Below are 21,557 nucleotides of genomic sequence, written 5' to 3'. Positions count from 1 at the left end.
GCTGCAACGAACGAAGACTCTGCAAATATCCTCTCAAACCAATGATGACACTCTCGCTTTGAAGCCTGCTTGCTCCAAAGCGCTCACGGTTGCCTCTTCATCTTGAACACGGAATTGAGAGCCAAAGCGCACAATCTGGCTTCGAGTCGGAGTCCCGACGATCGCAATCACTGAAACTTTAGCATGGTCTCGATCTCCATTCTCCTGCAACACCGTTTTAAGCCGGTGCCGTTCCATTGCATCATCTGCAATCCTGGGCTCAAGTTCGACCATCACCATTCGCACCTGATCGATCGGTTCCGCGTCGTCAACAATGAACTGGAACTGATCTTCATCGCGTTTATCAATCTTGCCCCAGACCATCAGACGCGCATCCGGCTCAATCAGGCTACCGATGCGATCGAAGGATTTGGGAAACACAACCGCTTCTGCTCGTCCGGTCAAATCTTCGATCTGAATCACTGCCATTGCATCCCCTTTCTTGGTTGTAACTCGTTTTACCGCAGTAATCATGACGATCGCGCTGACGGTTGAACCTTCTCGACTGTTCTGTAAGTTGCCTAAACTAATTGGTGCTAACACTTTTGCCGAGTCTTGCAGTTGCTTTAGGGGATGATCGGAAATGTAGAAGCCGAGGACTTCTTTTTCGAGCCGGAGCTTTTCTTGCGAAGGATAGTCGGCAACCGTTGCACTTTTTGGAGCCGTCTCAAAGCTGCTTTTCTGCGTTACTGCACCGAGTAGATCGAATAAGCTACCTTGTCCACTAGCGCGATCTCGTGCCCTCGATTGTGCCCAGTCCATCACGAGTTCTAGATCATTGGCGAGTTGATGACGATTCGGCGCGATCGAGTCAAACGCTCCACAGTGAATCAAGGCTTCTAATGCACGTTTATTCAAGGCACGGGAATCAACACGATCGCATAAATCCGCCAGTGATTTGAACTGTCCGCCTGCGTCACGAACTTCGAGAATGGCTTCGATCGCGCTCATTCCTACGTTTCGCACCGCAGAGAGTCCAAACAGGATCGCATCTCCGGTGGGCGTAAAGTCGATGCCCGATCGGTTGATATCCGGGGGCAGCACTTTGATTCCTAAACTATGACAGGTTGCGATGTAGCGCTGAACTTTGTCTTGTTCACCACTGTTAATCGTTAAGATTGCTGCCATATATTCAACGGGATAGTTCGCCTTCAGATAAGCCGTTTGGAAAGTGACATAACCATACGCCATTGAGTGCGATTTATTGAAGCAGTATTCCGCGAACTTCACCATCTGCTCAAACAGTTCTTCGGCAATTTTGGCAGAAACCCCCCGATCTTTTGCACCTTTGACAAACAAGGCTTGGTGCTTTTCCATTTCAGCCTTTTTCTTTTTACCCATTGCTCGACGCAACAGATCCGCTTGACCGAGCGAATAGCCTGCCATATCCTGAGCAATCTTCATGATCTGCTCTTGAAACACCATGATGCCATAGGTTTCTTTCAGAATCGGCTGAAGAATCTCATGAGCATAGTCAATCTTTTCACGACCGTGTTTGCGATTGATGAACTTAGGAATCAGCTTTGCATCCAATGGCCCTGGACGATAAAGCGCAAGCACCGAGGAAATATCATCAATTCCATCGGGTTTCAGGTCACGCACAATCTGACGCATTCCAGAGGATTCAAGCTGGAAGATCCCTTCAAGTTCGCCTCGCGCTAGCAGCTTGTAGACTTCTGGATCATTGAGCGGCAAGCTATCCAAATCGAGTTTGATGTTTTGGCTTTGTTCGATTAGCTCGATCGTTTTCTCGATCATGGTGAGATTCTTCAAGCCTAGGAAGTCCATCTTCAGTAAGCCTAGTAGCTCAATGTCTTCCATTGCATATTGAGTCACAATGCCGCCATCTTTGGTCATTTCTAGTGGCACAATCTCATCCAATGGCTCTGAAGAAATCACGACACCCGCCGCATGAACTCCGGTGGCTTTGTTTGTGCCTTCGATCCGCATTGCCATGTCTAGCCAGCGACGGTAGGTAATGGGCGGATTGGTGTTCGGAATGACTTGATCTTGATGGTATTTCTGGCTGAACTCTTTCGAGGGTGTTTCAGTCGGAGACACCATGATTTTGAGCTTCGTGGATTTACCGCGAAACACTGGGATTTGTTTCGCCATGCGATCGGCTTCACTCAATGGAATGTTCAGCACCCGCGCTACATCTCGCAGAATGGCTTTCGAGTTCATCCGGTTGTAGGTGATGATCTGCGCGACTCGCTCTGTGCCATACTTTTCGGTCACATATTTGATCACTTCATCCCGCCTGTCGATACAAAAATCCGTATCCACATCTGGCATCGATTTACGCTCTGGATTCAAGAATCGCTCAAACAGTAAGCCATGATGTACCGGATCAATGTTTGTGATTCCTAGTGCATAAGCAACCAATGAACCCGCCGCAGAACCGCGTCCCGGCCCGACCGGAATCTTATTGTCTCTTGCATACTTGATGTAGTCCCAAACGACCAGGAAGTAAGTTGAGAATCCCATCTGCTTGAGCATATTCAACTCATAGATAAGACGATCGCGGTATTCATCACTGATTTCATCTCGCGAGTCCCGTTTCTGACGCTGAATCAATCCTTCCCAAGCAATCTTTTCGATGTAAGTATCCGCAGTAAATCCGGGTGGAATCGGATAGTCTGGCAGTCGAGGTTCACCACCCATTAGGGTGTATTGTTCAATCTTGTCCGCGACTTCTACAGTGTTTGCGATCGCAGCTTCAATGATGTCTTGCGGCAAATGATCTCGAAAGAGCGATCGCATTTCATCTGCTGATTTTAGATACTCGGTTCCGGTGTAGCGCAGTCGTTTCTCTTCAGAAATTAACTTTCCGGTTTGAATACATAACAAAGCATCGTGAGCTTCGACATCATAGCAAGACACATAGTGCGAATCATTGGTCGCAATCAGCTTAATGTCTAGTTCCTGAGCAATCTTGACAATCTCAGGATTAACAATGCGCTCCTCTAACAATCCATGATCCTGAATCTCAAGATAGTAATCATCCCCAAATAGCTCCTTATACCAAGCCGCAATTCTCCGAGCAATTTCGGGCTTTCCTTGCAGAATCGCTTGCGGCACTTCTCCACCGAGACAAGCACTCGTCACGATCAAGCCTTCATGATACTCAGCGAGTAAATCTTTGTTGACACAGGGACGCGAAAAGATTCCTTTACCCTGAACGCCTTTGAGGTGCGAGATTGTGGTGAGCTTAACGAGGTTCTTATAGCCTTGTGTATTCTTCGCTAAAACAACTTGATGATATTTCGGGCGGCGTTCTTGCTTCGTAATGTCGCCGTTGATGATATACATCTCGTTGCCGATGATCGGCTTAATGTCTTTTCCTTGACAGGTCTTAATCAGTTCGATCGCACCATACATCACCCCATGATCCGTCAGCGCGATCGCGGGCATTCCAAGTTCCACGGCGCGATCGACCAATTTCGACAACTGCCCCGCACCGTCAAGCAAACTGTAATCACTGTGAATGTGCAGACCGACGAAAGACATAATCACTCAACCCACGCGAAGGAATGAGTTTTACAGTAACCGATCTTGAGCGCTATATCTACGAATTTTTTGAAATAAATTCCCAACTGTCCCCAGATATAGAGTCAAGAGAATTCGCACCCCGATTCACATCCCAATACCAATGTACCAAATTCAGCCACGATCGGACGTTGCGCCCATTACCGTTTACGCTGAAAATAGCGATTTGCAATTGGGGAATATGTCGCAGTTAATTCAAGTAATGCAAAGTATATTCGATCGTCCTCCTGTGCCCTTTAATCCGGCAAATCAAACGCTTAAAGGTTGGGCGATGTTTTGTTTACGCGATCGTGGCTTCATGGTGCAATCTGCCCAAAATGCCGATTTTGCCGTAACCACCAAAGGCGAAAAAGTTGCCTTTCGCGTCACGCAATCCGAACCGAGCGATGCTGCTACGGGTTGGATCGTGGTCGATGCCTCCGGGAAACAAGCCAGAGTTATCGCCCCCGAACCCTAACGCAAAACCACTTTGCGACGACTCCGGATCTTTTTGATCCGGCGTTTTCTTGGCAGATCCGATGCGAGAATATCCCGCATTTCTTGCCAGAAGGGACGATCGGAATGATGCAGATCAACCAGAACGATCGCCACACTAAACAACAAGATCGCAGTTCCCCCGACAAATAGCGCCATCGATCCCGTGACCAGCCATTGTGCCTCTAGAACCGTGCGAATTGCTAACGCAAACGTACTCGACACAAACAAAGCCAGCGCGTAATACATCACTAAAATGCCGTTATTTGCCGATTTAACGCGCTGTTGCAGATAGCGGATCTGCTTTTGCAGCATAGATAACCGATTGGCTCGATCGAGTTGACCCAGCACTTGAAAATATTCCACATTCGTAATTTGCAGACGATTTTCAATTACGCTTCGCCGCAGCAGTAGCCCACCCAAAACAAACGCACAGGCAAGCAGCATCAGCACCGAATTGAGAATCAGTTGAATCAATTGGGTCGTGTCGTCTATACTCATGCCACCTCTGATACTCTCTAACGACAAAGAGGATAGCACGAATTTTAGTACCAGCGTACTAAATTTATAAAATACCGAAATTGCAAGAATCTAAGCACTGGGCTGATCAATTCCTCGAAATACTCGGACTGCCTCTGCCAGATCCGTTTCTCCGATTAGGATGCAGCGCTTCAGCAGATCTAAATCTAGATCTTCAAGTCCCGGTAGCTCACTACGATCGATCTGCTCATATTCCCCATTTTTTAATCGATAGAGCGTGAGTGTCCCATCCTGCCAAAACCAAACTTCAAGAACGCCTAATATCCGATATCTCGCAAGCTTGGCAGAACTTCCACTCGTAAAAATCACCTCGATCGCTAAATCAGGAAATGGCTTAGGACGCTCAATCCAGTAGGACTGATCCGCTTGCGCCGAAGCCTCTCTCTCTCGCTCCAAAGTTTTATCACCAGTGGGTTTAAATGCAATATTTTGATCGATTAAGAAGGTCGTGATTAGATAACCAATAATGTGAACAAAGGTCGCATGATCTTCACCAGGCATAAAAATTTCGATCATTCCTTGGTAGTAAGCCAGCTTTGCGCCCGGAGTTTCATCAAATCCTTGCTGAATCAGTTTGAAGCGCTCCCAGTCTCCATACAGCACAATGCGCTGATCCGTCGTTCTTGTGAGTAGTTGAGCCATAACTTTATTACTCTACGGAATACCTGTGCCTTACCAGATCTTCATGCTATCCCAGCATTGAACTAGGGAAGCGTTAAAATCTCATATCCATTATCAGTCACCGCGATCGTATGCTCGAACTGTGCGGAGAGCTTCTTATCTTTGGTGATCACAGTCCAACGATCGCTTAAAAACTTCAGTTCATACGTGCCTTCGTTCAGCATGGGTTCGATCGTAAACACCATTCCCGGACGCAGCTTCACCCCTGTTCCTCGCTTGCCAAAGTGTGGAATCTGCGGTTCTGTGTGAAACACTCGTCCCACCCCATGACCCACCATATCGCGCACAACTGAGAAACCATTCGCCTCAGCATACTCCTGAATCGCCGCACCAATATCCCCGACCCTTGCACCCGGTTTCACTGCCGCAATGCCGCGCATCATTGCTTCTTTTGTCACTTCGACTAACTTTCGAGCCGCCTCCGAAGGATTCCCAACCAGAAACATTCTCGATGTATCCCCGTGATAACCATCGAGAATCGGAGTGACATCAATATTAATAATGTCGCCGTCTTTAAGAATCTGCTTGGGGCTGGGAATGCCGTGACAAACGACTTCGTTAACGCTAGTGCAAATGGAACCGGGATAAGGCGGATGATTTGGAGGAGCATAGCCGAGTGTGGCGCTGATTGCACCGTGTTCTTTCATCCAGCGATCGGCTTCGTCATTCAATTCTTGAGTGCTAACTCCCGGTTGTACCAAAGGCTCAAGATAATCCAACAACTGTGCTGCAAGCTTGCCCACTGTCCGCATTTTGTCGAGTTCCCGCGCTGAAAGCAGAACAATCCCACGATGTTGAGTTGCAGGTTTGGCAATGGACAATAAATTTTGCAGATTCATAGCGCTTTCTTGCTGGCACAGCATAGCCTAGCGTAACACAGGCGGGACTGATAGGATGCTATAGACCAGCAGAACAAGATCTCGACTATGGGCGGAAAAACAGACTTAGAGCGAGTGGTTGCCTATGTGCCTCCGGAGTGGAAGAAGGATCTAGAAGCATGGGCACAAGCGGACGAACGATCGGTCTCCTGGCTCGTTTCAAAGTTAATTGAACGAGCACTGCAGGAACGACGAGAGCAACAAAGCTCTACAGAGACTGTAAACTTGCGTTGAATCAGCAATTGAGTAATTTTATGAAGGGACGAACAGCGTTGACGATCGCGATTCTCAGCGCTTTTCTGATGGGGCTTGCTGTTGCGCCGATGAGCTTTTGGTGGCTGGCGTGGTTTGCGTTGACTCCAGTTTGGGCGATGACTGTAAGAACACGATCAATTAAACCCACGATCGTTTGGGGCATTGTCTATCACGGCTTTGCACTGCACTGGATCACAGGATTGCATCCATTGATGTGGTTGGGATTATCCTGGGCTGCAAGCGTGTCGATCGTGGCGTTTGCGTGGGCGTTTATTACCTTGTGGGGCGCATTCTGCACAGGAATTTGGGCGTGGGGATTAGCACGAATTCCCAATCGTTCGATTGTGCGAGTGATTGCAGGAACCGCGCTATGGTGCGGATTAGAATTCGTGCGGCAGTGGAGTGCATTGGATTGGACATCGCTGGCTTATACGCAGAGTCCGCATAACTTAGTGATTCTGCATTTGGGGCGAATTTCTGGAGCATTGACCGTAACAGCCGCGATCGTTGCCGTAAATGGATTAATTGCAGAAGCATGGTTAGCCAAAAGTAAAAAAATTATTGCAAGTGCGATCACGCTATTAATCATTCTGCATCTGATCGGATTTGGATTATATCAGACTGCGATCGTACAATCTTCCGAAGCAAAGTTAACCGCAGGAATTATTCAAGGCAATGTTCCAACTCGACAAAAACTATTTGCCGAAGGATTGAGAAAAGCATTAGATGGATATTCATCGGGATATCGATCGCTTGCAGATCAATCCGTTGATTTTGTTGTAACTCCAGAAGGCGCTTTACCGTTTCTGTGGCAGGGCGAAAACATCCGAAATGCTGTCACGCAAGCGATCGCAGAAAAACGAGTTTTAGCGTTGCTTGGAACTTTTGTGCCAGAAGGAACGCGATACACGCAAAGCTTAATTGCAACTGCACCCGATAGAAGTCCGATCGCTCGCTACAACAAAATCAAATTAGTTCCATTAGGTGAGTATTTGCCATTTGAAAAATTACTGGGTGGATTAATTGGGCGCTTATCTCCGATCGACGCTTTCATGATTCCGGGCGATTTTAACCAACAGTTTGAGACACCCATTGGACGAATTGCGATCGGCATTTGTTTTGATTCTGCATTCTCAGAAGTCTTTCGTCATCAAGTTGCAAACAAGGCGGAGTTTCTCATCACTGCATCAAACTTAGATCCCTACAGCACTGTATTAATGGCACAACATGAAGCTCATGACATTATTCGGGCGATCGAAACCGATCGCTGGGCAGTGCGCGTGACAAATACCGGATATTCGGGCATTGTTGATCCGCATGGTCGCGTCAAATGGCGATCGCAAAACAATCAATACCAAACACACGCAGACACAATCTATCGCCAGCAAACACAGACTTTCTATGTGAAATGGGGTAATTGGCTAACCCCGACATTATTAGGAATAACCGCCGTTTTGCTGTTCTTCGTAAGCCGCAATCAACGGTAGATCCTGAGGATGATTACTCGGTCTAAGTTCCGTTAAATCTTGAATGTTTTTCAACATCGTTTCGCAAATCGCGTCGAGCGGTAAATCATTCGGGTCGCGCCCAAAGGGATTTTCGATCTCAATCCCAATTGCCTCAATTCCAAACAGCGTAAAACTAATTAGCACCACAACCGGAGGAGTCCACCAACCCAGACTCTCCACCATTTGAAACGGCAAAGAGAGACAGTACAGCAGAATTAATTGTTTTAAGTGAATCGCATAAGCGATTGGCATCGGTGTCTTTAAAATTCGCTCACATGCACCCAAGCTATCCACTAACCCATCTAGTAAACGCTGCATTTCGGTGAGCTGATGAATCTTGACGCGATCGCGCTGATACTGAAGTTGCAAGTAATCTGCAATCCAGAATGCAACCCTCAACGGTGGATTTTGAATCCCCTTTAATCGCGCTACGCGATCGAGCGAAATTACAACTTCAATCTCAGACCCCAATGGCTCTTGTCTCAAGTGAGATTTGACTGCCACAGAAAACGCCACTAGCAAATACAGCGCTTCAATTTTTCCGGCTCTGTCGCTTTCTGTGACTTCCGCCACCGCAACCCAAATCTGCCGCGCCAGATTGCGCGTATCGTTCACCAGTTTTCCCCAAGCCTTCCGCCCTTCCCAAAATCGGTCATAAGCCGTGTTCGTGCGAAACACCAGCAGCAATCCCAGCACAATATTCGGGATCAAACTCGCCAATGCCGGCAGCGAAACAGGTTGCCCCTTTACGAACGCGATCGTAATCAGCAACGCAAACCCACCGCAAAAGAGAGAGCGGGGCAGCACTTGCAGCAACACTGATCCTTTAATTTGCAGTGCGGTTCTCAACCAGTGTTTTTTCTCAAAACTCATCGAACTCGATCGGCTTGCAACCGTTTCATCATATTGCACTGACTGACAATGATTAAGAATCTTGTCGTAATCTATCTATGGAAACGCTTACAAACTTCCATCGAACTCGATACACCTGTGCAACATAATAGAAACTGAAAGACTCGTGAGGTAGGTTATGCCCGTCAAAAAAGGCGACATGGTTCGTGTCATCCGCGAAAAGCTCGAAAACAGCCTCGAAGCCAAAGCCAGTGATCCGCGTTTCCCCAACTACATCTTTGAAACAAAAGGCGAAATCGTTGACCTCAAGGGCGACTATGCTTACGTCAAGTTCGGCACCGTTCCCACACCGAATATTTGGTTGAGACAAGATCAGCTTGAACCCTTCAAATAAATTCTCTAGAAAACAACACACCGCTAGTGGCTGCGATCGCTCTGATGGTGACGATCGCAACCACCAGCGGCTCATCCCACAAAAATTGATCGCGCACTCGCATTGAGCAGCTAGAGTATCAGCAATTCTAAAACTCCCCCGTAGAAAGAGAAGATTTGTCGAGAAAGCAGGCAAACTGAGGTGGAGTTTAACATTTGGGTTGCTTTAGGGAACTGACCATGAATCGACGCTGGCTGGGTGGTTTGGTGGGAATGGTTTGTGTTGCAACAGTTGGCTACACAGTTTCGATCGTGGCTGCGACACCTGAAGAAGTGATCCGCCGTCCTTTCACCTGTCCAGGGCAATCAGAAGCCGAAGCAAAAAATTTTCAGGTGCTTACGGTACGAAAATGGTCGCAAGGATTAGTCGCTCTGTACCGCGGCAATTGCAGCAGCGATCGCTCAACCTTCCAAACTAAGTCTCAACCGATGTTGAGCTACCGAGTCGTAAAGCGCAGCGGCATGGAATGGAACTTGATTGATACCGGGAGCTATGTCAGTCAGCAGAGCAAATCTGCTTCTTCCAAGTCTAAAAAATTGATTGAGTACAGCGTCGGGCGCACGACCACCAAGGGTAAAGAGCGACAAGCAGTTTTCTATGGAGAAGTGCTATCGCCAACCGTTGCAGCCGTAGAAGTTACCTTCAACAACGGAAAAGTTTTACGCGACAACAGCTTGGATGGAATGCTGCTACTCGTTGCCCCTGGAGCAACAGCGATTTGCGATGTCAGATCCTTGGGCGTAGACAATCAAATCTTGCAGCGCGACGAACTCATCCCGATCAATACAACCGCCGTGAGCAAAACCTGTCAGCCCATTTCAGGGCAGCTGTAACGATTAGACTTTTCCAACTAACCCTGCACGATCGATAAGCAGAATCGCAGAAGCAGGATTGATTGCAGCTCATGATCCTCTTAATCAAAAATGGGCTGCTCAAAATCAAGAGCAGCCCATCAAAGGCATCGTTATGAAGATGCGGAACCCGGGACTTGAACCCGGAAGTCCTTGCGAACACTAGAACCTGAATCTAGCGCGTCTACCAATTCCGCCAGTCCCGCAGGGCGAAGCATTTAAGCACCGCGATCTCTGATTGTTACGCACCTGGCTCAAAATGTCAATCTTTTGGGTAATCTGATTTTGCCCAGCGCGATCGCGCTTCTCCTCACCCGCTTCGACAGACGGTTTAGCATAATGCTGGACAATTTTCGACTTTCCGGTAGAATCTAAACCAACTTTAAAGTAATTGTAACGATTGCAATCCAGGAGGATAAGGCCATTACTCTCGCTCCCAGCTTGTCTAACTCCCATTCTTCACCCGAAGAACGCCACTCTGTCCTGCACATCTGGGGTCGCCAGCCCCTGAGTGGACACGTCACCATTAGCGGTGCCAAAAACTCTGCACTCGTCCTGATGGCAGGATCAATCTTATGCTCAGGCACTTGTCGGTTACGCAATGTTCCTTCTCTGTTGGACATCACCCGCATCGGTGAAATCTTGTCCGCATTGGGCGTGAAAGTTTCTCACAGTCAAGGAATTTTAGATCTCGATGCGTCCGAAATTACGCAGTCGAAAGCACCCTATGATTTGGTGAGCCAGCTTAGAGCCAGCTTTTTCGTTGCAGGCCCGCTACTAGCGCGGCTCGGAGTGGCACAGGTTCCCTTACCTGGCGGTTGCTCGATCGGCGATCGACCCGTTGATCTGCACGTCAAAGGATTGCAAGCCCTGGGCGCAGAAGTGATTATCGAACACGGAGTCGTCCATGCTCGTCTTCGTGGCAATCGCAAACGATTAACTGGGGCGCGGATTTATCTCGACTTTCCCAGCGTTGGTGCAACCGAGAACATCATGATGGCGGCAACTCTAGCCGAAGGGGAAACCATCATCGAGAATGCAGCTCAAGAGCCTGAAGTCGTAGATCTAGCAAATTTCTGCCGGGCAATGGGCGCACAAATTCGCGGTGCGGGCACAAATCGCATTGTGATCAATGGGGTGCCGCAACTGCACGAAACCGAGTATTCCGTCGTTCCCGATCGTATCGAAGCTGGAACCTTTTTGCTGGCAGGTGCAATTACACGATCGGAGATTAGCTTATCTCCGATCGTGCCCGATCATCTGAGTGCTACGATCGCGAAGCTGAGTGAAATTGGGGTGAAAGTTGCGATCGATGCACCCGATCGAATTCGGGTACTTCCGACTGAACAATTCCGAGGAACCGACATCGAAACCCTCCCCTTTCCGGGATTTCCAACGGATCTGCAAGCTCCGTTCATGTCGCTTCTAACCTTAGCGGAAGGCGACAGCATGGTTACGGAGAAGCTGTTTGAGAATCGGCTCCAGCACGTTGCAGAGCTAAATCGCATGGGAGCCGACATCCGCTTGAAAGGCAATATTGCGATCGTGCGGGGTGTGCCCCAATTGTCGGGTGCGCCCGTCCAAGGAACCGACTTACGCGCATCTGCCGCCTTAGTGATTGCAGGCTTAGCAGCAAACGGAATGACCACGGTGCGCGGACTAAATCACCTCGATCGTGGGTATGACAACATCGAGGCAAAGCTGCGCGGTTTGGGTGCGAAAATTCAGCGTGCTCAAGAAGCTGAGATTCCAGCGGCTCCGGCCGAATCAAAGCGCAGTTAATTCAGCCAACTGAGGGAGATGTTTTTTAGGGAGATGTCTTTCTGTCTCCCTAAAGCTTCGATTAAACATTGCAGAACCTTAATCGTTTCGGTGCTGAGATAGGGTGAACAGATTAAGATAAAGTCTACTGCGTGTGCAGCATTCCCCCGTTGTTTCATGGCGCGTTATGACTGGTCTCAATCCTTCTACTCATCGTCGTTTGCTAGAACTCCCCCAAATTTCCTCGGTCTGGGAAGGCGATCGACGAGTCCTCACTTCTGGTGCGCCGATCGATCCGGCTTGGTCTGAGTCTTCTTCAACCGAAGGAGAATGTATTCTCTGGGTGGATGGCTCTCAGGGCGTAGTGCGGGCGATGGATGTCGTACCCGTTGAGACGGGGCATGAAGCGATCGTGAGAACGCTCCTGCGGGCGATGGAGCATCCTCACAATCCCGCGAAACCGGCTCGACCGCAGAAGATTGTGGTGCGCGATCGAGAAACGCTCTTCTACCTTAGAGGCGTACTTCAAGATTTAGAGATTGTGCTGGATTATGTCCCGGAACTGCCGCTGATCGATGAGATCTTTCGGGGATTTCAAGAGACGACGAATACTCGTCCGCCTGCAATACCGCCACAGTTTGCAGAAGAGTTACTGGCAAAAGCAAGTTCACTCTGGGAGGATGCCCCTTGGTCGCTATTGCCAGATCACAAGATTCTAGAGATCGAGCTAAATCGCTGGGATTTGGGCTGTGTCTACGCCTCGGTCATGGGAATGCTGGGGATGGAGTACGGCATTTTGCTGTACCGATCGCTCGATTCACTCAGGCAGTTTCGGCAGCGAGTGCTTTCCAACGAATCGATGGAACGCATGGAAGAGGCGTTCTTGGCGCAGGATTGCTTGTTTCTGACGTACGAAACCGATGACGACGATGAGGAATTCGACGGCGATTTAGAAGGAATGCCCGACGCTCTGCTCAATCCTGTTTTTGGAAATTTGCATCCGCTGGAAGGGATTCGATCGTTTCTTTACGAAGAAGAAGCGATGGCGTTGATTGTTGTTTTAGAGGCGTTCCATCGATTCCTCAAGTCGCATCGCCGCAAGTTAATGAACGATGAATTCCCTGCAATTAGTAGCCGATTTAAGATTCCTTCTCCTGAAGGGGATACGATTTCGGTCAAAGTTTCAACGCTACCGGAAGTCGCAGAAGAACTGTATGCAATGGTCGAGGATGATGAGGCGGATCTGAGCCAGATGCCGATGATTCGCGATGATCTGGTGCCCGAAAATTCTTTCTTGAGTTTGGGAGTCGTGCCCTGGGAAGTCGTGGAAGAGCTACGATCGAGTGCAACTCATGTTCAACTCGATTCTCCAACGCAAGCAGGCGACGGATTGCCGATTATTTTGATTCAGACCTCGCGTCCCAAAGCGAAGCAGATGATTGAAGAAATCGAAGCAGCGGGAGGATTGGGTGGAATTTGCTTTAATCCGGGGGCTGATCCGTTTATGGGCGATCGCTACGATATCGGCTTGCTGCAAACGCAGAATGGGGATTTGCATCTATTTGGTGAGTTTGAAGAAGACGATCCGACTCATGCCCAAGCGCGGAAAAAGTGGGATCAGCGCTGCAAGAAAACCAAAGGAATTTGTGGGTTGCTAATTGCGAAAGGATTGACGGGAGCGAGCCGGGGCAATCCGAGCTTGAAAGATATGATGGCGCTGTATGAGGTGCGATCGCTGACTTCCGACGATTTAGGTTTGGGCTTGCTAGAACGGAAATTTGCAGTCGATTGGATGTAGCTTATGGTTGCTGAAATCAAATCGGACATGATTTACCCGGACAGCGATGGTAAGCCGATGGCGGATAATACCAAGCAGTTTGAATGGCTTGTGTTGATCAAGAAGAATCTGGATTTGTTGTTTCAACATCATCCGAACATTTTTGTTGCTGGCGATTTGCTATGGTATCCGTCGAAGGCAAGCCTATCTCTACGATCCGGATACAAACCAGTTGCGTGGTTGGCTCCGAGCCGATGTCTTTCTCGAAGAAATTGAGGATTTTTCGAGCTATGTCAGCCCGCGTTTGGGCATTTGGTTTGATGTCACGCTGAATCCGATGCAAATTTATCGCCCGAATGGTGAGAAGTTTTTGAGCTATAGCGAACTAAACCAACAATTCCAGCAGGAACGAGCTAGAGCGGAACAGGAACGAGCCAGAGCAGAGCAGGAACGAGCCAGAGCAGAACGATTGGCAGCGCGGCTACGGGAATTAGGAATCGATCCAGATGAGGTTTAAATTGGGGCGATCGACCCTTTTAGCTCCCTCTCCCGTGGGAGAGATTTGGGGTGAGAGCGGATCGGTGGTCTGATGTTTAATTAGGTTTGTCTACCTACTTTAGATACTTTAGATTCGTCGCATTTTATTTTTCTCGATTCTCTCTTCTGTCTTAAATGAGACTGAGTTAGTGAGACGATCGCCCTCTTCCCGATCGTCTCTCGATCGCTGATGAATATTGCCAAATCGTTAGATTCTGTCTCAATTCGATCAGGAAAACTAATTTTTTGAGTACAAATGCTTACTCAAAACCGAAAAAATCAAAAAATAATTCTCAAATCCATATAACTTAAAGGTTTCAGGCGTTCAGATTTTGGAAACAGCCTATAGAATGAGCAATTGAAATTTCGAGAGAATCGGAGTTTCAGGCGATCTGAACTCTCCAACCTCGGAGTTAGCCCATCCGTCTCATTTGAGACAAAACGCCCTTTCTTTAACTCATGGGAGATTTTTATGAACAAAGGTGAACTCGTTGATGCAGTGGCAGAAAAAGCTAGTGTCACAAAAAAGCAAGCCGATGCAGTCTTGTCAGCCGCGATCGAAACGATCGTCGAAGCAGTATCATCTGGCGATAAAGTAACGTTGGTTGGGTTTGGCTCGTTTGAATCACGCGAACGTCAAGCACGGGAAGGACGTAACCCCAAAACTGGGGATAAGATGGAAATTCCTGCAACTCGCGTTCCGGCATTCTCGGCGGGCAAATTGTTCAAAGAGAAAGTCGCGCCTCAGTCAGAAGATTAATTCGCTCATCGTTAACAACAGGCAGGAAACAATTTTGGTTCGTCCAGCGCACGGGGGAAATTTATCTTGGGCAGCAGGTCTGGTTGGCTGTTCCCCCGCTGCAATTCTTGATTTTTCTGCCAGTATCAATCCTCTGGGAACGCCTCGATCGGCAATTGATGCGATTCAAGCGCATTTGCCGCTTCTGCGGGACTATCCTGATCCGAATTATCAGCAGGTGCGATCGATGCTAGCTCAGATCCACCAGCTTTCTCCGGATTGGATTTTGCCCGGAAATGGGTCGGCAGAGTTGCTGACTTGGGCGTGTTGGGATTTAGCGGAATTTGATCAGACTGTCCTATTTACACCTGCATTTGGGGATTACTTTCGGGCGCTGAATGCCTTTAGCGCGAAGGTTCAGCGTGTGTCGATCGGTTCAAATCTGCAAGGCTCAAAATCGACTGGACTGCTGTTAAACAATCCGCACAATCCGACTGGGAAACTGTTCGATCGGGCTTGGATTCTCGAACAGCTCAATCAGTTTGGATTGGTCGTCGTGGATGAAGCGTTCATGGACTTCTTGCCGCCCGATCAAGAACAGAGTTTAATCTCGGAGGTGCAGAACTATCCGAATTTGGTGATTTTGCGATCGTTGACTAAGTTCTACGCGTTGCCAGGATTGCGATTTGGATACGCGATCGCGCATCCCGATCGCCTGAAACTTTGGCAGCAACGGCGCGATCCTTGGTCGGTGAATACTTTAGCTGCGGCTGCGGCTGAAGCCGTTTTACAGGATCACGAATTTCAAAAACAGACGTTCGCTTGGCTCAATCTAGCTCGTCCACAGCTTTTTGAAGGCTTGAAGGCGATTCCAGGACTGTCGCCGCTCCCCGGTGCTGCAAACTATTTCTTAGTCCAGTCTGAATGTTCCGTCCCACAGCTACAAAAACAATTGCTGGAACACGATAAGATTCTTATTCGAGATTGTCTCAGTTTCGCGGAACTGGGCGATCGCTATTTCCGAGTGGCAGTTCGCTTAACTTCGGAAAATCAACGTTTGATTGATGGGCTGACTTCATGCCTGCTGACTACGATTTCGTAATCATCGGATATTCTGAGACTGGAATTTATGCGGCAATCCAAGCGGCTCGAAAACGAGCAAGAGTCGCACTGATTACGCAAAATTGTCAGCCGAAAATTCCACGCGCTCGCGTTCTCGCTCATTTTGCCAAAACGATTCATCAAGTTTCTCGATCGCGTCCATTTCTCGATTTCGATGTGCGATCGCTCCGGCTTGATCCGGTGAATCGCTATGTTGATGCGATCGCTCAATCTCATCAGGAGTTCTACGACCCTGCAAAACTGGAGGGATTAGGGATTGAGTTGATTTCAGGTTCAGGTGAGTTTTGCTGCAAGCCACAGACCGGATTTGCCGTCAATGGACGCATTCTTAAAGCGCGTTCTTACCTGATTGCCACAGACTACACATCGGCGATTCCAGCCTTTCTAGAGCCGTCTGCTATTCCATTTCTCACACCAGACTCGATCGTGACGGAAATTCCTAAATCGATCGCGATTATCGGCGATGATCCGATCGGTGTTGAGTTGGCGCAGTTGTATTCACGATTGGGCGCACAGGTAACGATGCTGATTCGGCAGGCGCATCTCCTCGCGATCGCTGATCTTGAAGCAGCGTTTCTCGTCCAAGCCGCACTCGAAGCGGAGGGAATTCGGGTGATTAATACGTTGCACATTCGAGGAATTCAGCAGAACGGAAATCAGAAAATTATTGAGATTGAGAACACAACGATCGAGGCGGATGAAGTTCTCATCGCTGTAGGTTGGCAGCCTATCTTAGCGAACTTAAATCTACCTGCAATGGGGATTCAGGAACCGATTCAACTCAACGATCGCTTACAAACTGTTCATCGACGCGTGTATTGGGTCGCTCATCCGCTGCAATCGATCGCCCGTTATCAATCAGATGTCGTGATTAAGAATCTCTCGTCGCTGCCGATTTTCAAAGTTGATTACGATCGTGTAGTTCAATCTGTTGCAACTGATCCTGAGTTCGCATGGATCGGACTAACCGAAACTCAAGCAATTCGTCGGTATCGCCGCGATGTCATCGTATTGCGGCAGCCCTTTCACTCGTTGATGCAGGCTCAAATCACTGGAGCAACAACGGGGCTATGTAAATTGATTGTGCGGCGCGATGGTCGAATTGTTGGCGCTCATATTGTTGGCGACGGTGCGATCGAACTCATTCACTTAATCTCGCTTGCAATGTCTGAGAATCTCAGGCTTCAACGCTTCGATCGTTTTTCTTATGCGTCTCCAGCACTGGCGGAAGTCATCAAAAATGCGGTTCATGAATGGCACACTTTAAAGCGAAATAACTTCCTTCAGGATTTACAGGAGAGCTATTTTGCTTGGCAGCGCAAGCGCGTCAAATAGCTCATCCCACTGCAAATTCTGTCAACTTCCGAACTGAGGGCGGGTGAAACCCCAAAACAATGTCTTCCTTTGGAACGCCCTGTTCTACAAGCTCTTGAGCAATTCCGCCTTCAGTTCCATCGTATTGAATCCAGATTTTGCCCTCTTTTAGATCAAGATGAATTAAGCATCCATAATCCCGATCGCCGTTCCGTCTCCAACCCACATAGACAAGCTGATAATGGTCGCGCTCAGTATCAAAAATTGTCTGAGCTTCAACTTGAGAATTAGAACGTTGTGATCGGGCAGCCCGATCGCCTAATAACTTTTGAATAATTTTTCGATATCGCTCTACAGATTCCATTGCACAATCACCTCCTGGTCTGGATCATAGATCAAGAGATCGATTTGACTGCGCTCAATTACAGCTCAAATAAACCGTAATGAGAAAAAGGCTCGATATGCTTTTACCGGAATTGCTAGATAAAGGTGACGATCAGGCTCCTCTTCTTCCAGCGCATAGCGGTAACCAAGAAACTGTCCATGTGCAGCGTGAAACTCTGAAATTGCAGAAGTTTCGATAAAGCTTTTGATTTCGATCGCAATCTTCGTTTGATCTCGTTCGGCTGCAATTAGCTGCTCGGCTCCCAAACAATGTACATTTCCACACCACCCACACGCAGTTCGTAAGGATCGTGAGTAATTGTCCATCCATCTTCTTGCAATGCACGTTTTACAGCTTCGTGAAATATATCTTTAGCCATTGCTGTGTGAAATTACAGCGATCGCACTTCACAAGCACGATCGCTGTAATTTCTTAAACTCGTGCCAGCGTAACCCGTTCGACTTGATCTTGATATTTGCCGCGTCGATCGTTGTAACTCACAGCACAAGGCGCACCCTCAAGGAACAATAACTGCACAATCCCTTCATTGGCATAAATCCGGCAATCTGCACTCGATGAATTCGAGAACTCTAATGTTAAATGTCCTCTCCAACCTGCTTCTGCCGGAGTCAAGTTTGCAATCAGTCCAATCCGCGCATAAGTGGATTTTCCGATACAAATCACTGTCACGTTATCCGGCACTTCCAATCGTTCCAATGCAACGCCTAATCCATAGGAATGAGCAGGCAGAATAAAGAAGCTACCATTATCATCTTGATGTAACGGTGCAGGCTCTAAGTTCGCATCGCTAAAATTCTTCGGATCAACAACCGTGCCAGGAATATGTCTAAAAATCCGAAACTCAGACGGAGACAGGCGCAAATCATAGCCGTAGCTGCTTAACCCATACGAAATCACAGGCAGTCCATGAATTCGTCGTACAAGCTGAGGTTCAAACGGCGCAATCATGCCTTCCTGCGCCATTTGCGTAATCCAGGTATCGTTCTTGATCATGATGCTAGTGTTTTAGGGTTGATGAGTGCGACGCAGTTCCGTAATTTGATCCGCTACATCTAAAAGCGCGTCGGGCATCTCAGGCCCTGTCAAAATCACATCGACATGACGCGGACGAGTTCGCAAGAAATCTAGCACTTCCGCCTCCGGAATAAACCCGAAGCGAAGCGCCAAACTCAACTCATCCAGCACCACAAGATCGTAGCGATTTTGCTCGACGACCCGCCGCGTATGTTGCCAGAGCTCTAACAACGATCGTGCTTCTTCCTCGCTAATCTGCGGTGAATCAATGCAGCGTGGCATATTGCACCGAATCCAATCGAGATTTTGGCTAAGCTGCATCGGTCGATCGTAGCCCTGCCCGATGCCCCCTTTGAGAAACTGCACCACTAGAACTGGGGTTCCCTGTCCTGCAATCCGCATCGCCTGCGCCATCACACCTGTAAAAAAATTGCGATGAAACGAAGTAAACACCTGCACCAATCCTTCCACACTCAGATTGCGCGCCAGATTTCTTGAATGTGGAGCATCAAACACAGGTGTTTCAACTTGCGAAACCATAGGACTGTCTCAACTGGGGCAATTTACTGTTTTAGATTTAGATGTAGCGTCTCTGTTCGAGCCGCTTCACTATAAAACACCAGATATAGCAAAGCGTCAAGATCATTTTGGTGAATCGATCGCACCGCCGCCTTTGGCCAGAAAATGACTTTTCCCTGATGCCAATACCATACAGAAAAATCAATTAGAAGTACAGACGTTCTGAAAAGAAAATTACAGCCCTTGGTTGAGAGCGCTTCCCGTCCCTCGAAACATCAGCCACGACAAAAAGAAATTCACAATAAAAATTGCTAACAGTGAAGTGACAACCGCCGTTGTCGTCGATTGTCCAACCCCTTTCGCGCCGCCTGTGGTCGTTAGTCCCCAACTCGACCCAATGATCGCAATCATCGACCCAAATACTAACCCCTTGATCGGTGAGCTACAAATATCCCAAACGCTGAGGAAATTCTTAGCTGAATTGAGAAAGATCGTATTCGAGATGCCATACAGTGAATTCGCCACTACCATTCCGCCTGCCATGCCCGTCACCAGCGAGAGTAGCGTCAAAATCGGCAACATCACGCAGCAAGCAATCACGCGGGGGATAACGAGATAGTCGATCGGGTCAGTTCTGAGCATATAAAGCGCATCAATCTGCTCCGTGACTTTCATCGTCCCAATTTCAGCCGCAAACGCTGACCCAACCCGACCCGCCAAAATTACGGCGGTTAATACCGGAGCAAGTTCTCGCGATAGCGAAATTGCCAACACTCCCCCAACCGCTGTTCCCGCACCGAGGTTAATGAACTCACGCGCCACTTGAATCGTGAACACGGCTCCCACAAACATTGCTGTGATCAATGCAATCAGCAGCGATTCTGGTCCAACGGCTGCCATCTGATCAACCGTATTGCGACGATTGATCTTGCCCAACAGTAGATGTACGATGACCTGCCCTCCTAAGAAGATGGCGGCAATTAAACGGCGGCTCCACGCTCCGAGAGCAGAGGGTTGATGAGGCGATTCAGTCAAAGGGATACTACCTGTTTCAAACTCGGCATTAAGCATATCAAATTCGTTTATAACTGAGTTTGACTGGCTTATCGTAAAATCTTCCGTTAATTGTTAAGAGGACTCTGCATGGTGGGAAAGCACCTTCAGCCTACAAGTTTCATCGTTCAGCCCGACGATGACCGTTCGATCGATTATCACTACCATGCTCCAGGCACAATCCCCGGCACGCTGACTATTCCCAAAAATGCGGAGCCTCCCGTTATTGTCTTGATCGACTACAGCAACGACAAAAGCGTCCGGCTCCAGATCGAAGAGCCAGAACAATGTGCGCCTTATCTCGATACAGAGTCGGTTTCCTGGGTGGATGTGAAGGGATTAGGCAGCGAAGATATTCTCCTGAGGTTGGGGCGCGTTTTTAGTCTACATCCGCTGGTTTTAGAGGATGTGGTGAATGTGCCACAGCGCCCGAAGGTTGAGGAGTACGAAGATCAGATTTTGATCGTCACTCGCATGGTTGTTTTGAAAAAATCAGGTTCAGGGTTTCACTCAGAGCAAGTGAGCTTTATTTTGGGCAAACACTATTTGCTGACGGTGCAGGAAGAACCGGAGCATGATTGTTTTGAGATGGTGCGCGATCGCATTCGGGCAGCAAAGGGCACGATCTGTAAGCGCAAGGCTGACTATCTTGCCTATGCGCTCCTCGATGCCATTATCGATAGCTTCTTTCCCATTCTTGAAGTTTACGGTGAAGAAATCGAAGCCCTCGAAGATGAGGTAGTTTCCAGCCCCACCCGCCAAACTTTAGAAAAGATTCATGGTATTAAGCGAGAATTGCTCACGCTACGCCGATCGATTTGGCCTCTGCGCGATGCCATCAATTCTCTGGTTCGTGATAGTAGCTCTGAGTTAATCAGCGACGATGTGAAAATTTACCTGCGTGATTGCTACGATCACACGGTTCAAGTTCTCGACATGGTGGAAACCTATCGAGAATTAGCGTCTAGCTTGATGGATGTGTATCTCTCGTCGGTGAGCAATCGCATGAACGAGATTATGAAGGTGTTAACGGTGATTTCAACCATCTTTATTCCGCTCACCTTTGTCGCTGGAATTTACGGAATGAATTTCAATACTGAAACATCACCGTTTAATATGCCAGAACTGAATTGGTATTGGGGATATCCGCTTTGTCTAGCGGTGATGATTGCGATCGCGCTTGGCTTGGTCTATTTTTTCAAGCGCAAAGGCTGGTTTGAGGACTTCTCCACGACCGTTAAAAAATAAGAAGGGC

At 48.3% G+C, this 21,557-nt stretch carries 20 protein-coding genes, 1 tRNA gene and 2 pseudogenes; 12 read left to right on the top strand and 11 right to left on the bottom strand.

Annotated elements, in window-relative coordinates; genetic code table 11:
• Window positions 1-33: 33 nt before the first annotated feature.
• A complete protein-coding gene (locus H6F51_02665; GenBank protein MBD1821417.1) occupies window positions 34-3,549 on the bottom strand; it encodes a DNA polymerase III subunit alpha in 3,516 nt (1,171 codons plus the stop codon).
• A 220-nt stretch (window positions 3,550-3,769) separates the two neighbouring features.
• Here H6F51_02665 and H6F51_02660 point away from each other — a divergent pair, with 220 nt between their 5' ends.
• A complete protein-coding gene (locus tag H6F51_02660; GenBank protein ID MBD1821416.1) occupies window positions 3,770-4,045 on the top strand; it encodes a hypothetical protein in 276 nt (91 codons plus the stop codon).
• Here H6F51_02660 and H6F51_02655 read toward each other — a convergent pair.
• The 3 genes from H6F51_02655 to map form a co-directional block, all read right to left on the bottom strand.
• The gene (locus tag H6F51_02655) at window positions 4,042-4,563 is read right to left on the bottom strand and encodes a DUF2721 domain-containing protein (GenBank protein ID MBD1821415.1); all 522 of its coding nucleotides are present in this window, start codon (window positions 4,561-4,563) and stop codon (window positions 4,042-4,044) included. The genes H6F51_02660 and H6F51_02655 overlap by 4 nt on opposite strands.
• 90 nt (window positions 4,564-4,653) lie before the next feature.
• Window positions 4,654-5,244 carry a Uma2 family endonuclease gene (locus tag H6F51_02650; protein MBD1821414.1) on the bottom strand — a complete coding sequence of 197 codons (591 nt, stop codon included), beginning with the start codon at window positions 5,242-5,244 and terminating at the stop codon, window positions 4,654-4,656.
• A 62-nt stretch (window positions 5,245-5,306) separates the two neighbouring features.
• The gene (gene map, locus H6F51_02645) at window positions 5,307-6,122 is read right to left on the bottom strand and encodes a type I methionyl aminopeptidase (GenBank protein ID MBD1821413.1); all 816 of its coding nucleotides are present in this window, start codon (window positions 6,120-6,122) and stop codon (window positions 5,307-5,309) included.
• 87 nt (window positions 6,123-6,209) lie between these two features.
• Here map and H6F51_02640 point away from each other — a divergent pair, with 87 nt between their 5' ends.
• Both H6F51_02640 and lnt read left to right on the top strand, forming a co-directional pair.
• The gene (locus H6F51_02640; GenBank protein ID MBD1821412.1) at window positions 6,210-6,395 is read left to right on the top strand and encodes a CopG family transcriptional regulator; all 186 of its coding nucleotides are present in this window, start codon (window positions 6,210-6,212) and stop codon (window positions 6,393-6,395) included.
• Between the two features lie 20 nt (window positions 6,396-6,415).
• The gene (gene lnt, locus H6F51_02635) at window positions 6,416-7,903 is read left to right on the top strand and encodes an apolipoprotein N-acyltransferase (GenBank protein ID MBD1821411.1); all 1,488 of its coding nucleotides are present in this window, start codon (window positions 6,416-6,418) and stop codon (window positions 7,901-7,903) included.
• Here lnt and H6F51_02630 read toward each other — a convergent pair.
• A complete protein-coding gene (locus H6F51_02630) occupies window positions 7,853-8,797 on the bottom strand; it encodes a hypothetical protein (protein MBD1821410.1) in 945 nt (314 codons plus the stop codon). The two genes, lnt and H6F51_02630, sit on opposite strands and share 51 nt — an antisense overlap.
• A gap of 157 nt (window positions 8,798-8,954) precedes the next feature.
• Between H6F51_02630 and H6F51_02625 the strand changes: the two genes are divergently transcribed.
• Window positions 8,955-9,170: an NAD(P)H-quinone oxidoreductase subunit O gene (locus H6F51_02625; protein ID MBD1821409.1), complete on the top strand. Its 216-nt coding sequence runs from the start codon at window positions 8,955-8,957 to the stop codon at window positions 9,168-9,170.
• Between the two features lie 218 nt (window positions 9,171-9,388).
• Window positions 9,389-10,042 carry a hypothetical protein gene (locus tag H6F51_02620; GenBank protein MBD1821408.1) on the top strand — a complete coding sequence of 218 codons (654 nt, stop codon included), beginning with the start codon at window positions 9,389-9,391 and terminating at the stop codon, window positions 10,040-10,042.
• A 140-nt stretch (window positions 10,043-10,182) separates the two neighbouring features.
• Here the strand turns inward: H6F51_02620 and H6F51_02615 are convergent.
• Window positions 10,183-10,266 (bottom strand) — tRNA-Leu (locus tag H6F51_02615).
• 193 nt (window positions 10,267-10,459) lie between these two features.
• On the opposite strand from H6F51_02615, the gene murA reads away from it, so the two are divergent.
• The 6 genes and pseudogenes from murA to H6F51_02585 all read left to right on the top strand — a co-directional run bounded on the left by murA (window position 10,460) and on the right by H6F51_02585 (window position 17,331).
• Window positions 10,460-11,842, top strand: coding sequence for a UDP-N-acetylglucosamine 1-carboxyvinyltransferase (gene murA, locus H6F51_02610; protein MBD1821407.1), 1,383 nt, complete (start codon window positions 10,460-10,462; stop codon window positions 11,840-11,842).
• A 166-nt stretch (window positions 11,843-12,008) separates the two neighbouring features.
• Window positions 12,009-13,619 (top strand): hypothetical protein, encoded by a 1,611-nt coding sequence (locus H6F51_02605; GenBank protein ID MBD1821406.1) that lies wholly within the window; start codon window positions 12,009-12,011, stop codon window positions 13,617-13,619.
• 3 nt (window positions 13,620-13,622) lie between these two features.
• A pseudogene (locus H6F51_02600) lies at window positions 13,623-14,115 on the top strand (hypothetical protein).
• A 492-nt stretch (window positions 14,116-14,607) separates the two neighbouring features.
• Complete coding sequence (locus tag H6F51_02595; protein MBD1821405.1) at window positions 14,608-14,895, top strand: HU family DNA-binding protein; 288 nt, start codon at window positions 14,608-14,610, stop codon at window positions 14,893-14,895.
• Between the two features lie 34 nt (window positions 14,896-14,929).
• Window positions 14,930-15,976 carry a threonine-phosphate decarboxylase gene (locus H6F51_02590; protein ID MBD1821404.1) on the top strand — a complete coding sequence of 349 codons (1,047 nt, stop codon included), beginning with the start codon at window positions 14,930-14,932 and terminating at the stop codon, window positions 15,974-15,976.
• A complete protein-coding gene (locus H6F51_02585; protein MBD1821403.1) occupies window positions 15,952-17,331 on the top strand; it encodes an NAD(P)/FAD-dependent oxidoreductase in 1,380 nt (459 codons plus the stop codon). The genes H6F51_02590 and H6F51_02585 overlap by 25 nt, the downstream gene beginning before the upstream one ends.
• Before the next feature lies 1 nt (window position 17,332).
• Here H6F51_02585 and H6F51_02580 read toward each other — a convergent pair whose 3' ends face one another.
• The 5 genes and pseudogenes from H6F51_02580 to H6F51_02560 form a co-directional block, all read right to left on the bottom strand.
• Window positions 17,333-17,674: a XisI protein gene (locus tag H6F51_02580; GenBank protein MBD1821402.1), complete on the bottom strand. Its 342-nt coding sequence runs from the start codon at window positions 17,672-17,674 to the stop codon at window positions 17,333-17,335.
• A pseudogene (locus tag H6F51_02575) lies at window positions 17,662-18,074 on the bottom strand (XisH family protein). The gene H6F51_02580 and the pseudogene H6F51_02575 overlap by 13 nt, the downstream one beginning before the upstream one ends.
• Window positions 18,075-18,127: 53 nt before the next feature.
• Window positions 18,128-18,709 (bottom strand): dCTP deaminase, encoded by a 582-nt coding sequence (locus tag H6F51_02570; GenBank protein MBD1821401.1) that lies wholly within the window; start codon window positions 18,707-18,709, stop codon window positions 18,128-18,130.
• 12 nt (window positions 18,710-18,721) lie between these two features.
• On the bottom strand, window positions 18,722-19,270 hold the full coding sequence (locus H6F51_02565) for a P-loop NTPase family protein (protein ID MBD1821400.1): 549 nt from the start codon (window positions 19,268-19,270) through the stop codon (window positions 18,722-18,724).
• A 213-nt stretch (window positions 19,271-19,483) separates the two neighbouring features.
• Entirely contained in the window at window positions 19,484-20,320 is an 837-nt protein-coding gene (locus H6F51_02560; protein ID MBD1821399.1) for an MlaE family lipid ABC transporter permease subunit, read from the bottom strand.
• A gap of 72 nt (window positions 20,321-20,392) precedes the next feature.
• On the opposite strand from H6F51_02560, the gene corA reads away from it, so the two are divergent.
• Window positions 20,393-21,550, top strand: coding sequence for a magnesium/cobalt transporter CorA (gene corA, locus H6F51_02555; protein ID MBD1821398.1), 1,158 nt, complete (start codon window positions 20,393-20,395; stop codon window positions 21,548-21,550).
• Window positions 21,551-21,557: the final 7 nt, after the last annotated feature.

It is taken from the genome of Cyanobacteria bacterium FACHB-DQ100 (assembly GCA_014695195.1).
Taxonomy (GTDB): Bacteria; Cyanobacteriota; Cyanobacteriia; order Leptolyngbyales; family Leptolyngbyaceae; genus Leptolyngbya.
This window is presented reverse-complemented; position numbering and strand designations above follow the sequence as displayed.

Excerpts from the sequence above, each read along its gene's own strand:
- H6F51_02565 (MBD1821400.1), bottom strand. The coding sequence starts at position 19,270 with ATGGTTTCGCAAGTTGAAACACCTGTGTTTGATGCTCCACATTCAAGA.
- H6F51_02570 (MBD1821401.1), bottom strand. The coding sequence starts at position 18,709 with ATGATCAAGAACGATACCTGGATTACGCAAATGGCGCAGGAAGGCATG.
- H6F51_02630 (MBD1821410.1), bottom strand. The coding sequence starts at position 8,797 with ATGAGTTTTGAGAAAAAACACTGGTTGAGAACCGCACTGCAAATTAAA.
- H6F51_02605 (MBD1821406.1), top strand. The coding sequence starts at position 12,009 with ATGACTGGTCTCAATCCTTCTACTCATCGTCGTTTGCTAGAACTCCCC.
- lnt (MBD1821411.1), top strand. The coding sequence starts at position 6,416 with ATGAAGGGACGAACAGCGTTGACGATCGCGATTCTCAGCGCTTTTCTG.
- H6F51_02650 (MBD1821414.1), bottom strand. The coding sequence starts at position 5,244 with ATGGCTCAACTACTCACAAGAACGACGGATCAGCGCATTGTGCTGTAT.
- H6F51_02640 (MBD1821412.1), top strand. The coding sequence starts at position 6,210 with ATGGGCGGAAAAACAGACTTAGAGCGAGTGGTTGCCTATGTGCCTCCG.
- H6F51_02660 (MBD1821416.1), top strand. The coding sequence starts at position 3,770 with ATGTCGCAGTTAATTCAAGTAATGCAAAGTATATTCGATCGTCCTCCT.
- H6F51_02585 (MBD1821403.1), top strand. The coding sequence starts at position 15,952 with ATGCCTGCTGACTACGATTTCGTAATCATCGGATATTCTGAGACTGGA.
- H6F51_02665 (MBD1821417.1), bottom strand. The coding sequence starts at position 3,549 with ATGTCTTTCGTCGGTCTGCACATTCACAGTGATTACAGTTTGCTTGAC.
- H6F51_02580 (MBD1821402.1), bottom strand. The coding sequence starts at position 17,674 with ATGGAATCTGTAGAGCGATATCGAAAAATTATTCAAAAGTTATTAGGC.
- map (MBD1821413.1), bottom strand. The coding sequence starts at position 6,122 with ATGAATCTGCAAAATTTATTGTCCATTGCCAAACCTGCAACTCAACAT.
- H6F51_02595 (MBD1821405.1), top strand. The coding sequence starts at position 14,608 with ATGAACAAAGGTGAACTCGTTGATGCAGTGGCAGAAAAAGCTAGTGTC.
- corA (MBD1821398.1), top strand. The coding sequence starts at position 20,393 with ATGGTGGGAAAGCACCTTCAGCCTACAAGTTTCATCGTTCAGCCCGAC.
- H6F51_02560 (MBD1821399.1), bottom strand. The coding sequence starts at position 20,320 with ATGCTTAATGCCGAGTTTGAAACAGGTAGTATCCCTTTGACTGAATCG.
- H6F51_02655 (MBD1821415.1), bottom strand. The coding sequence starts at position 4,563 with ATGAGTATAGACGACACGACCCAATTGATTCAACTGATTCTCAATTCG.
- H6F51_02620 (MBD1821408.1), top strand. The coding sequence starts at position 9,389 with ATGAATCGACGCTGGCTGGGTGGTTTGGTGGGAATGGTTTGTGTTGCA.
- H6F51_02625 (MBD1821409.1), top strand. The coding sequence starts at position 8,955 with ATGCCCGTCAAAAAAGGCGACATGGTTCGTGTCATCCGCGAAAAGCTC.